The sequence below is a fragment of the Rubrivivax benzoatilyticus JA2 = ATCC BAA-35 genome (genome assembly GCF_000190375.1).
Lineage (GTDB): Bacteria > Pseudomonadota > Gammaproteobacteria > Burkholderiales > Burkholderiaceae_C > Rubrivivax > Rubrivivax benzoatilyticus.
In genome coordinates this window covers 1-11,307 of sequence record NZ_AEWG01000090.1, presented here as the reverse complement: position 1 = coordinate 11,307, position 11,307 = coordinate 1, and the positions used below count along the sequence as shown (strand labels likewise).

Sequence of the window (11,307 nt, the reverse complement as noted above, 5' to 3'; positions counted from 1 at the left end):
ACCGCCCCGCCCCGGCTGCCGGTCTCGACGGCACGCCAGCGGCCGAGCCCGGCGAAACGGTCGCGGCGGCCGCGGGCCGCCGTGCCGCCGGTCCGCTCGCGGCCGCCGGCGAGGACGCCGGCCAGAAGGTGCTGAAGGTCTCGCAGGACAAGATCGACCGGCTGATGGACCTCATCGGCGAGATGGTCGTCGCCAAGAACGCCCTGCCCTACCTCGCGCAGCGTGCCGAGGAGGTGTTCCAGCAGCGCGAGCTGGCACGCGAGATCAAGACCCAATACTCGGTCATCAACCGCATCGCCGAGGACATGCAGCACGCCGTCCTGCAGGTGCGCATGCTGCCGGTGGGCACGATCTTCCAGCGCTTCGGCCGCCTGGTGCGCGACATCAGCAAGAAGCTCGGCAAGGACGTGCAGCTGGTCGTCGAGGGCGAGGACACCGAGGCCGACAAGAACGTCATCGAGAGCCTGGCCGACCCGCTGATCCACATCCTGCGCAACAGCCTGGACCACGGCCTCGAGCTGCCGGCCGCACGCCTGGCCGCCGGCAAGCCGGCCCAGGGCACGCTGCGCGTGGCCGCGCGCCAGGAAGGCGACCGCGTGCTGCTGGACATCAGCGACGACGGCGCCGGCATCGACACCGCACGCGTGCGCGCCAAGGCCGTCGAGCGCGGGCTGATCCCCGCCGACCGCGCCGACTCGCTGAGCGAGCACGAAGCGGCGCAGCTCGTGTTCCTGCCCGGCTTCAGCACCGCCGACACGATCTCCGACCTGTCCGGGCGCGGCGTCGGCATGGACGTCGTGCGCTCGGCCGTCGAGCGCATCAACGGCAGCGTCACGCTGACCAGCGAACGCGGCCGCGGTACGACGATCCGCCTGGCGCTGCCGCTGTCGATGGCGGTGACCAACGTGATGATGATCGAGGTCGGCGGCCGGCGTTTCGGCGTGCCGATGGACCTGATCGTCGAGACCGTGCGCGTGCCGGCCGACGACATCCACCACTTCAAGCGCGCGAAGACCGCGGTGCTGCGCGGGCGCATCGTGCCGCTGCGGCCGCTGCACGAGCTGCTGGCGCTGGACGAGGCGCCGCGGCTGAACGCCGAGGACGAGCACGCGGTGCTCGTCGTGCGCCTGGGCGGCGAGCCGATCGGCCTCGTCGTCGACGACTTCCACGGCACCAGCGACATCATCCTCAAGCCGCTCGAAGGCGTGCTCGCCGGCATCACCGGCTTCGCCGGCACGGCGCTGATGGGCGATGGCAGCGTGCTGATGATCCTCAACCCGAAGGAGCTGATCTGATGGCCATCCGCTACCTGAAGACCCACGCGGTGCTCGAAGGCCACGTCGGCGCCGAGGACGCCGAGGCGCTGGTGGCCTGGATCCGCCGGCGCAAGGCGCCGGCCGTGCACCTGGGCGACTGCGAGCACCTGCACGCTGCCGTGCTGCAGGTGCTGCTGGCGCTGCGGCCGGCGGTCAAGGTGCCGCCGCGCGAACGCTGGCTGGCCGCGGCGCTCGGCGTCTGAAGGCCGGGCTGGACACGACCATGGTGCAGGCCCTGGCGATCGCCCTCGCGGCACTGCTGGCGGTGACGCTGGCGGTGCAGCAGTGGCGCGCCCACGTGCGCTGGCGCCGCCTCGTCGCCGACAACGAACGCCTGGCCCTGGTCGCGCGGCAGACGTCCAACGCCGTCGTCATCACCGACCGGCAACGACGCGTGACCTGGGTGAACCCGGCCTTCGAGCAGCTGACCGGCTACCCGCTCGAGGAGATGGTCGGCCACAACCCCGGGCGCATGCTGCAGTGCCCCGGCTCCGACCAGGGCACCGTCCTGGCGATGCGCGAAGCGCTCGGCGCCGGGCAGCGCTACGTCGGCGAGATCCTCAACCGTGCACGCGACGGCAGGCTGTACTGGGTGGACCTGCGCATCGAACCGCTGCTCGACGCCCACGGCTGGCTGTCGGGCTTCATGGCGATCCAGACCGACGTCACCGCACGCCGCCACAGCGAGGGCGCGCTGCGCGCGAGCCAGGACTTCCTCGAGCACACCGGGCGCATCGGCGGTGTCGGCGGCTGGTCCTTCGATCCCGCCAGCGGCAGGCTGAACCTCACGCGCCAGGTCTGGCGGCTGCTCGGCGAGACGCCGCGCGAGAACCCGACGATCGCCGACTGCCTGCGCCGGGTCGGCCCGCAGTCCCGCGCCGAGGTGGAGATGCTGATCGCCGACGGCCTGAGCGCACGCGACCGCTGGGACGTGGACCTGCAGGTCATCACCGGCGCCGGCCAGGAACGCTGGCTGCGTGTCATCGCCGAGAGCGAGCTCGACGCCACCGGCGAGCTGCGCCTGATCGGCACGGCACAGGACGTCAGCGTCCGGCGGGCCGTCAAGGCCGAGGCGCTGCACAACGCAGCGCTGCTGCGCAACGCGATCGAGACCATCGACGAGGCCTTCGTGCTCTACGACCCCGACGACCGCCTCGTCATCTGCAACGACAAGTACCGTGCGCTGTTCGCCCGGCCCGGCATGGAGCTGCTGACCGGCGTGCGTTACGAGGACATCCTGCGCGCCGGCGTGCGTGGCGGCCAGTACCCCGCGGCGCAGGGCCGCGAGGAGGAATGGGTGGCGCAGCGGCTGCAGGTGCACCGCTCGGGCGCTGGGCCCTTCGTGCAGCGCCTGGACGACGGGCGGGTGCTGCGCGTCGTCGACCGCGTGATGCCCGACGGCCACGTCGTCGGGTTCCGCGTCGACATCACCGACCTCGTGCGCGCCACCGAGGCCGCCGAGCAGGCCGACCGCAGCAAGAGCGAGTTCATCGGCACCATCAGCCACGAGCTGCGCACGCCGCTGCAGTCCATCCTCGGCTTCTCCGACCTCGGCCGCCACTTCGCCGCCGGGCACCCGCAGTTCGAGCCGATGTTTCGCGACATCCACGACGGCGGCACGCGCATGCTGCGGCTGGTCAACGGGCTGCTGGACATCTCCAAGATCGACGGCACGCTGGGCTCGCTGGTGCGGCGGCCGGCCGACCTGGGCGAACTGGCCCTGGCCGTCGTGCGCGAGCTGCGGCCGCAGGCCGGCGCGCGCCGGGTCGAGATCGTGCTGCCCGAAGCGGCGGCGGCGCTGACCGCCGAGGTCGACGCCTTCCGCATGCAGCAGGTGCTGCGCAACGTGCTGGCCAACGCGATCCGCTTCGCGCCCGAAGGCAGCAGCATCGAGATCGCGGCCACCGACCTGGGCGCCGCCGGCCGGCGGCTGGAGATCCTCGACCGCGGCCCCGGCATTCCCGAGGCCGAGATCGAGGCGATCTTCAAGCCCTTCGTCCAGAGCTCGCGCACGAAGAGCGGCGCCGGCGGCACCGGCCTGGGGCTGGCGATCTGCCGCCGCATCATGGGCGCCCACGGCGGACGCATCACCGCCGCCAACCGCGACGGCGGCGGCGCCCGCTTCACGATCGAGCTGCCGGCCCCCAGCCTGCCGGCCTCGGCCTCCTCGCCGGCAGCCGAAGTGCCGAGCGACGACTCACCGCGGCCGCGCAAGTCGCTGCGCCAGCTTCGCAGCGAGCGCGCCGCCACACCCAGCGCCTGAACACGCAAGACCATGGCCTACACCATCCTGTCCATCGAGGACCAACCCGACATCCGCCGCCTGATCCGCATGACACTCGAGTTCAAGGGCTACGAGGTCGTCGAAGCCGGCGACGGCGAGGAGGGCCTGGCGCTGGCGCGGCGCTCGCCGCCGGACCTGATCCTGCTCGACGTGATGATGCCGGGCATGGACGGCCACGAGGTCGCCCGCCAGCTGCACGCCGACCCGCGCACGAACGAGGTGCCGGTGGTGATGATCTCGGCGCTGGGCCAGACCTCCGAGATCGAGGCCGGGCTGCTCAGCGGCGCGCAGCACTACCTGGTCAAACCCTTCAGTCCGTGGGCGCTGCTGGACATCACCGCCCAGCTGGTCCGGCGCGCCCCGACGCAGGAGCAGCCGGCATGAGTCACGAGGCACCGCCCGGCACGGGTGCCGGCCCGTCGGCTGCGCGCTGGTGGTCGCGGCTGCTGCCGCGCGGCCGGCAGCGCCCCGCCACCCGGGAGCACACGGCGCACGAGCTGCGCGAGTCGGCCGCCTTCCTCGACGTGATGCAGCGCCAGCTCGGCGGCGCCGTGCACGACGCCGAGACCGGCGCGCACGAGCTGATCCGCCGCATGACGGCGGTGCACGAGGTGTCCGATCGCCAGGCCCGGCGCATCGACGAGACCGACGCCCACGGGCACGAGCTCGCCCAGGTCGTCAAGGACAAGCTGCTGGCCGACGCGCAGCTCGGCGCGATCCTGGAGATGTTCGTCGAGCAGCAGGAGAAGGACGTCGACGCCAACCTCGAGCGCATCCGCCGGCTGCAGGGCGTGAAGGACCTGGGGCCGCTGGTCGACGACATCGCCGCGGTGGCGCAGCAGACCAACTTCCTCGCCATCAACGCCGCGATCGAGGCGGCGCGCGCCGGCGAGGCGGGCCGCGGCTTTGCCGTGGTGGCGGCGGAGATCCGCCTGCTGTCGACCCGCACGGCCGGCGTGGCCGACGACATCGCGCGCAAGATCAGCGTCGCCACCGACGGCATCGACGCCGAGCTCGCCACCGCGATGGACGCCAGCGAGCGCAAGAGCACCACCGGCAACATGCGCCGCGTGCTCGACGACATCGCCGCGATGCGCCAGCGTTTCGCCGACTCGATGCAGCGGCTGCAGATCGGCGCCGTCGTCGCCGCCGTGCGCGACGGCCACGTGGACATCGCCGGCCGTCTGGCCGACGCGCTGGGACAGCTGCAGGTGCAGGACGTGACACGCCAGCGCATCGAACACGTGCAGAACGCGCTGGCCAGCCTGCAGGAGCACCTTCAGCTGATGGCCGTGCAGGTCGAGCGCGGCGACGGCATGGCCGACGGGCGCCCCGGCGCCAGCGAGCGGCTGCAGCAGCACGCCCAGGACTACGTCATGCACAGCCAGCACGAGGTGCACGCCGAGGCCACAGGAGCCGGCCGCGTCGAGGCCGGATCGCAGCCCAGGATCGAACTGTTCTAGCGCGCGAACGAACGGTCGCCGAGGCCGATTGCGGATCAGATTTCACAGAAGAAATCGTTTTTATCATTTAAAGTGGGCACGGTCCAGAAGCCCGCCACGACAAGGCACCAACAATGAAATGCGTTTTCCTCGTCGACGATTCGGCCACGATGCTGATGAGTCTCAAAGGCACCCTGGAGATCAGCGGCTTCCGGGTCGAGACCGCCGCGGACGGTGAAGCCGCGCTCGGCAAGCTGCGCGCGGGCCTGCGGCCGGATCTGATCATCACCGACATCAACATGCCCCGGCTGGACGGCATCGGCCTGATCCGCGAGGCGCGCAAGCTGCTGCGTTTCACGCCGATCCTGGCGCTGACCACCGAGAGCCAGCTCGCCAAGCGCGAGGAAGCCAAGAAGAACGGCGCCACCGGCTGGCTGGTCAAGCCGCTGGGCGGCGGCGAGTTGGTCAAGGTCATCAAGCAGGTGCTGCCGGGCGCCTGAAGTCCCGCCACGACGCGCCGCGCCATCGAAGAGCGAGCCCACGATGAACGAGCGAGCCGAGCCCTCACCCAGACCCTGGCGCAGGCTGCCCGGGCAGCGTGTGCTGATCCTGACGGCGCTGGCGCTGGCGGGCCTGGCGCTTCACCTGATCTGGCCCGGGTCGGTGCCCTGGAGCACGCCGCTGGCCGCGCTCGGCGGCGCCCTGCTGGGGCTGCGGCTGGGCGAGCGCTACGGCCACACGATGAGCCGGCATTCCGAAGCCGGGCAACGCGTGCGCCAGGACATCCAGACGCTGCAACAGGCCTTCGACGTCCTGAAGGCCCAGGTCGGCGCGACGATCAAGACCTCCGAGGAGGCCGTGATGTCGATGATGGAGCGCATGAACCGCGTGCACGCCAACACGATGGACCTGCGCGAGCGCATCCTCGAGGCGGTCTCGCGCTCGCAGGCCCTGTCCTCGGACTCGCTGAGCCGCGCCGGCGAGCACGGCCGCGCCGTCGCCTCGCTGGCCCGGCACCAGGAGGACTTCGAGGCCCGGCAGGCCGAGAACCTCGGGCGCGTGCGCGAAGTGGCCGAGCGCGTGCGCCAGCTCACGCCGCTGGCCGCGCTGATCGGCGACATCGCGCGCCAGACCAATCTGCTGGCGATCAACGCCTCGATCGAGGCCGCGCGTGCCGGCACCGAGGGTGCCGGCTTCAAGGTCGTGGCCACCGAGGTGCGCCGGCTGTCGACGCAGACCAGCGAGGCGGCGCGCCAGATCAGCGACGGCATCCACCACGCCGCCACCGCGATCGACGCCGAGATGAACCGCGTCGACGCCAGCCAGGGCGAGAGCGCCGCACAGCAACTCGGCGAGATCGCTTGCCACATCCAGGTGATGAGCGACACGCTGGCCGATGTCGTGCCCTATCTCGGCGAGCTGTCGGGCCGCATGGACGACGGCATGGCGGTCGTCACCGGCGACATCGTCGACACGCTCGGCGACATGCAGTTCCAGGACATCAACCGCCAGCTGCTCGAGCAGATCAACACCGCGCTGGGCAGCCTGTCGGAGCATTTCGCCCAGGTCTACGAGCTGATCGACGGCACCGCGCCGCCGCCTCCGGTGATGCTGGAGGAGCTGCTGACGCGCTGGACCGACAACTACGTGATGCACGCGCAACGCGTGGCCCACGGACTCGGCACCGCGGCCAGGGCGGCCGCGGCGGCCCCGCCCGATCCTCCCCTCCACCTGGCGAGCACCCATGGCCCCCGCATCGAACTCTTCTGAAGCCGCCGACCGGCCCTGCGTGCTGTTCGTCGACGACTCGGTGACGATGCGCCGCAGCATCGAACTGACGCTGCAGACCGGTGGCTACGAGGTCGTCACCGCGTCCGACGGCACCGTGGCGCTGGCGCTGCTGCGCGAGGGGCTGCGCCCGGACCTGCTGCTGACCGACATCGTCATGCCGGGCACCGACGGCCTGACGCTGATCCGCGAGGCGCGCAAGCTGCTGCGCTTCACGCCCATCGTCGCGCTGACGACCCAGGGGGCACCCGAGATGCGCCAGCAGGGCCGCGCCGACGGCGCCACCGCCTGGCTGCTCAAGCCCACCGGCGGGCGCGGGCTGCTCGAACTGGTCGCGCGTTTCGTGCAGCGGGCACCGCAGGCGCAGGCGGTCTGAACGTGGCGCAGCGCCCGCAACGGGCCTGATTTCAATCAAGCGACGTCCACGCCGCCCGCCACGACGCGCTGCGGCACGGCGGAGGCCGCGCACGCCGATGCCAGAATCCTCGCGTCCCCCAGGAGATGCGATGACGACGAAGTTCCTGCTCGAAGAAAGCCGCATGCCGCGGCACTGGTACAACATCGTGGCCGACCTGCCGGTGCCGCCGGCGCCGCCGCTGCACCCGGGCACGAAACAGCCGGTCGCGCCGGCCGACCTGGAGCCGCTGTTCACGCGCTCGCTGATCGAGCAGGAGATGGCGACCGAGCGCGAGATCGAGATCCCCGAGCCGATCCGCGAAGTCTTCCGCCTGTGGCGCCCGGCGCCGCTGATCCGCGCCCGCCGCCTCGAACAGGCGCTGCAGACGCCGGCCAAGATCTTCTTCAAGTACGAAGGCGTGTCGCCGGCGGGCAGCCACAAGCCCAACAGCGCCGTGCCGCAGGCCTGGTACAACGCCCAGGCCGGCATCCGCAAGCTGAGCACCGAGACCGGCGCCGGCCAGTGGGGCTCGTCGCTGGCTTTCGCCGGCTCGCTGTTCGGGCTGGAGGTCAAGGTCTTCCAGGTGCGCGTGTCCTACGACCAGAAGCCGTACCGCCGCGCGCTGATGGAGACCTACGGCGCGACCTGCATCCCCTCGCCGTCGCCCGAGACCGCCGCCGGCCGTGCCGTGCTGGCCGAGCACCCGCAGCACCCCGGCTCTCTGGGCCTGGCGATCAGCGAAGCGGTCGAGGTCGCGGCGACGAACGACGACACCAAGTACGCGCTCGGCTCGGTGCTCAACCACGTGCTGCTGCACCAGACCATCATCGGCCAGGAAGCGATGCTGCAGATGGAGATGGCCGATGCCGACCCGGACATCGTCATCGCCTGCACCGGCGGCGGCAGCAACTTCGCCGGTCTCGCCTTCCCCTACGTCGGCCAGACGCTGCGCGGCGGCCGCAAGCGCCGCATCGTCGCCGTCGAGCCGGCGGCCTGCCCGAGCCTGACGCGCGGCAAGTTCGCCTACGACTTCGGCGACACCGCGCACCTGACGCCGCTGACCAAGATGCACACGCTGGGCAGCACCTTCACGCCGCCGGGCTTCCACGCCGGCGGCCTGCGCTACCACGGCATGGCGCCGCTGGTCAGCCACCTGAAGGAGCTCGGCCTGATCGAGGCCCAGGCGCACACCCAGAACGACTGCTTCGCCGCGGCGGTGCTGTTCGCGCGCTGCGAAGGCATCGTGCCGGCGCCGGAGGCCAGCCACGCGATCCAGGGTGCGGTCGCCGAGGCGCTGCGCTGCAAGGCCGAAGGCAAGGCCGAGACCATCCTCTTCGGCCTCAGCGGCCATGGCCACTTCGACATGGCCGCCTACACGAACTACCTCGGCGGCAAGCTGGTCGACGCCAGCTACGACGAGGCCGAGCTCGCGATGGCGCTGTCGGGGCTGCCGAGCATCCCGGCCTGACGTTCTGCCTGACCACCGAAAGACTGGGGTCAGGTCTCGCGGAAGACTGGGGTCAGGTCTCGTGGGAAGACTGGGGTCAGGTCTCGTGAGACCTGACCCCAACGTGCGTGACCCCAACGTGCGCGTCGGCGGCCCATCCGAACAGCCGAGAACCGGGGTCAGGTCTCCTGAGACCTGACCCCAGCTTTCTGACCCCAGCTTTCTGACCCCAGCTTTCGCGAGGCGTGGCCGGTCCACCGGACCGACCACGTCCACGCTCAGCCCGACAGCTGAGCCCAGGCTTTGTCCAGCCGCTTGACGCTCACCGGCTGCGGCGTGCGCAACTCCTGGGCGAACAGGCTCACGCGCAGCTCCTCGAGCAGCCAGCGGTACTCGTCCAGGCGCGCATGCTGCGCGCCCTTCAGCTCGGCGACGCGGCGCCAGTAGCGCTGCTCCAGCGGGCGCAGCTCGGCCAGGCGCGTGGCGTCGCGCGCCGGGTCGGCGCGCAGCTTGTCCAGGCGCAGCGTCACGGCCTTCAGATAACGCGGGAAGTGCGCCAGCGCCGCCCAGTCGGTGTTCGCCAGGAAACGTTTGGGCACCAGGCGCTGCAACTGCTGCGCGACGTCGTCGGCCACGTCCTTCGGCGGGCGGCTGTCCTTCAGCTTGCGCGCAGCCACCGCGTACTCGGCCAGCACGACGCCGGCCAGGCGCGCCACTTCCTGGGCGATCAGGTTCAGCCGCGTGCGGCCTTCGTCGACGCGGGCCTTGAAGCTGCGTTCGTCGCTCGGCAGCGGCTCGGCCAGGAAGGCGCGGTCGACGGCGACGTCGACGATCTGCTGGCGCAGTTCCTCGACGGTGCCGCCCATCGCCATGAAGGCCACGCCCATCTTCTGCAGATCGGGGATGTTCTTCTCGAGGTACTTCAGCGGCTCGCGGATCTGCAGCATCACGAGCCGGCGCAGGCCGACACGGTGCCGGGCGGCGGCGACCTCTGGCTCGTCGAAGACCTCGATCTCGACGTGCGTGCCGCCGTCGACCAGCGCCGGGAAGCCGATCAGCGTCTGCGCGCCCTTGCGGATCTCCATCAGCTCGGGCAGCTCGCCGAAGGTCCAGGCGGTGTGCCGCTGCGCCGCGGCCGGTGCGGGAGGCGCGACGACCTCGGCGGCCACCCCGCGGCCCGGCTCCCTCTCCCGCCCCGCGGGAGAGGGCTGGGGTGAGGGTTGCGGCGCGGGCGCCGCCTTGACCTTCAGCGCCGCCAGCGCCTGGAACGCGCTGCGCGCCTGGCCGCCGAGTTCGGCCTTCAGCCCGGCGAGGTCGCGCCCCATCGCCAGCTGGCGGCCGTGCTCGTCGACGACGCGGAAATTCATGAACAGGTGCGGCGGCAGCTGCTCGAGCTTGAAGTCGTTGCGCTGCACCGCGAGCTGCGTGCGCTCGCGCACCGCCTTCAACAGCGCGTCGACGAGTTCACCCTGGGCGAACGGCGCGGTGGCGCAGAACTCGGCGGCGAACTCGGGCAGCGGCACCAGGCGCGAACGCGGGCGCTGGTGCAGGCTCTTGCACAGCGCCAGCACCTTGTCGCGCAGCATGCCGGGCACCAGCCACTGGCAGCGTTCCTCGCTGGCCTGGTTCAGCGCGTAGATCGGCAGGGTGACGGTGAGCCCGTCCTTGGCGTCGCCGGGCTCGTGCAGATAGCTGGCCGCGCAGTCGATGCCGCCCAGGCGCACGGTCTTCGGGAAGGCGTCGGTCGTGATGCCGGCGGCTTCGTGGCGCATCAGCTCGTCGCGCGTCAGCTGCAGCAGCTTGGGGCTCTTCTTGACCTCTTCGCGGAACCACTTCTCCAGCGTCGCGCCCGAGCACACCTCGGGCGGCAGCTGCTGGTCGTAGAAGGCGAAGATCAGCTCGTCGTCGACGAGCACGTCCTGGCGCCGCGACTTGTGCTCCAGCTCCTCGACCTGGGCGACGAGCTTGCGGTTGTGCGCCAGGAACGGCAGCCGCGACTCCCAGTCGCCGTTGACCAGCGCCTCGCGGATGAAGATCTCGCGTGCCGCCTTGGCGTCGACACGGCCGTAGTTGACGCGGCGGTTGTTGTAGACGACCAGCCCGTACAGCGTCGCGCGCTCCAGCGCGATGACCTCGGCGGCCTTCTTCTCCCAGTGCGGCTCCAGCAGCTGGGTCTTCAGCAAATGGCCGGCCACCGCCGGGATCCAGCCCGGCTCGATGGCGGCGATGCCGCGGCCGAAGAGGCGTGTCGTCTCCACCAGTTCGGCGGCGACAATCCAGCGCCCCGGCTTCTTGCTCAGGTGCGCGCCCGGGTGGCGCCAGAACTTGATGCCGCGCGCGCCGAGGTACCAGTCCTCGTCGTCGGACTTGCAGCCGATGTTGCCCAGCAGGCCGGCGAGCATCGACAGGTGCAGCTGCTCGTAGGTCGCCGGCGCGGTGTTCAGCCGCCAGCCGTGCTCGGCGACGACGGTCAGCAGCTGCGAATGGATGTCGCGCCACTCGCGCACGCGGCGCGGGTTGACGAAGCTCTCGCGCAGGCGCTGCTCCTGCTGCCGGTTGCTGAGCTTGTGGGTCGCTTCGCTCCCTCTCCCGCCTGCGGGAGAGGGCTGGGGGTGAGGGTGGTGGCGCGGCAC

Annotated in this window: 10 protein-coding genes; 9 read left to right on the top strand and 1 reads right to left on the bottom strand. The window is 71.3% G+C overall.

Features of this window, described 5'->3' with window-relative positions; translation table 11 throughout:
* From RBXJA2T_RS11000 to RBXJA2T_RS10960, 9 genes are all read left to right on the top strand, one after another.
* Nucleotides 1-1,295, top strand: a 1,295-nt coding sequence (locus tag RBXJA2T_RS11000; RefSeq protein WP_009857445.1) for a chemotaxis protein CheA, incomplete at its 5' end; no start/stop codon positions are given.
* On the top strand, nt 1,295-1,519 hold the full coding sequence (locus RBXJA2T_RS10995) for a hypothetical protein (RefSeq protein WP_009857444.1): 225 nt from the start codon (nt 1,295-1,297) through the stop codon (nt 1,517-1,519). The genes RBXJA2T_RS11000 and RBXJA2T_RS10995, both read left to right, overlap by 1 nt.
* 20 nt (nt 1,520-1,539) lie before the next feature.
* Entirely contained in the window at nt 1,540-3,579 is a 2,040-nt protein-coding gene (locus RBXJA2T_RS10990; RefSeq protein WP_009857443.1) for an ATP-binding protein, read from the top strand.
* A 12-nt stretch (nt 3,580-3,591) separates the two neighbouring features.
* Entirely contained in the window at nt 3,592-3,984 is a 393-nt protein-coding gene (locus tag RBXJA2T_RS10985; RefSeq protein WP_009857442.1) for a response regulator transcription factor, read from the top strand.
* Nucleotides 3,981-5,063, top strand: a complete 1,083-nt coding sequence (locus RBXJA2T_RS10980) for a methyl-accepting chemotaxis protein (RefSeq protein ID WP_009857441.1) — start codon at nt 3,981-3,983, stop codon at nt 5,061-5,063. Before RBXJA2T_RS10985 ends, RBXJA2T_RS10980 begins: the two co-directional genes overlap by 4 nt.
* Nucleotides 5,064-5,176: 113 nt before the next feature.
* Complete coding sequence (locus RBXJA2T_RS10975; protein WP_009857440.1) at nt 5,177-5,542, top strand: response regulator; 366 nt, start codon at nt 5,177-5,179, stop codon at nt 5,540-5,542.
* 43 nt (nt 5,543-5,585) lie between these two features.
* Nucleotides 5,586-6,812: a methyl-accepting chemotaxis protein gene (locus RBXJA2T_RS10970; protein ID WP_081467625.1), complete on the top strand. Its 1,227-nt coding sequence runs from the start codon at nt 5,586-5,588 to the stop codon at nt 6,810-6,812.
* Nucleotides 6,787-7,206: a response regulator gene (locus tag RBXJA2T_RS10965; protein ID WP_050801762.1), complete on the top strand. Its 420-nt coding sequence runs from the start codon at nt 6,787-6,789 to the stop codon at nt 7,204-7,206. The genes RBXJA2T_RS10970 and RBXJA2T_RS10965 overlap by 26 nt, the downstream gene beginning before the upstream one ends.
* 130 nt (nt 7,207-7,336) lie before the next feature.
* Entirely contained in the window at nt 7,337-8,695 is a 1,359-nt protein-coding gene (locus RBXJA2T_RS10960; RefSeq protein ID WP_009857437.1) for a TrpB-like pyridoxal phosphate-dependent enzyme, read from the top strand.
* A gap of 257 nt (nt 8,696-8,952) precedes the next feature.
* Here the strand turns inward: RBXJA2T_RS10960 and RBXJA2T_RS10955 are convergent.
* Nucleotides 8,953-11,307, bottom strand: a 2,355-nt coding sequence (locus RBXJA2T_RS10955; protein ID WP_039956649.1) for a DUF3418 domain-containing protein, incomplete at its 5' end; no start/stop codon positions are given.

Coding starts and splice junctions, on each gene's coding strand:
- RBXJA2T_RS10990 (WP_009857443.1), top strand. CDS start 1,540: ATGGTGCAGGCCCTGGCGATCGCCCTCGCGGCACTGCTGGCGGTGACG.
- RBXJA2T_RS10985 (WP_009857442.1), top strand. CDS start 3,592: ATGGCCTACACCATCCTGTCCATCGAGGACCAACCCGACATCCGCCGC.
- RBXJA2T_RS10965 (WP_050801762.1), top strand. CDS start 6,787: ATGGCCCCCGCATCGAACTCTTCTGAAGCCGCCGACCGGCCCTGCGTG.
- RBXJA2T_RS10975 (WP_009857440.1), top strand. CDS start 5,177: ATGAAATGCGTTTTCCTCGTCGACGATTCGGCCACGATGCTGATGAGT.
- RBXJA2T_RS10980 (WP_009857441.1), top strand. CDS start 3,981: ATGAGTCACGAGGCACCGCCCGGCACGGGTGCCGGCCCGTCGGCTGCG.
- RBXJA2T_RS10960 (WP_009857437.1), top strand. CDS start 7,337: ATGACGACGAAGTTCCTGCTCGAAGAAAGCCGCATGCCGCGGCACTGG.
- RBXJA2T_RS10995 (WP_009857444.1), top strand. CDS start 1,295: ATGGCCATCCGCTACCTGAAGACCCACGCGGTGCTCGAAGGCCACGTC.
- RBXJA2T_RS10970 (WP_081467625.1), top strand. CDS start 5,586: ATGAACGAGCGAGCCGAGCCCTCACCCAGACCCTGGCGCAGGCTGCCC.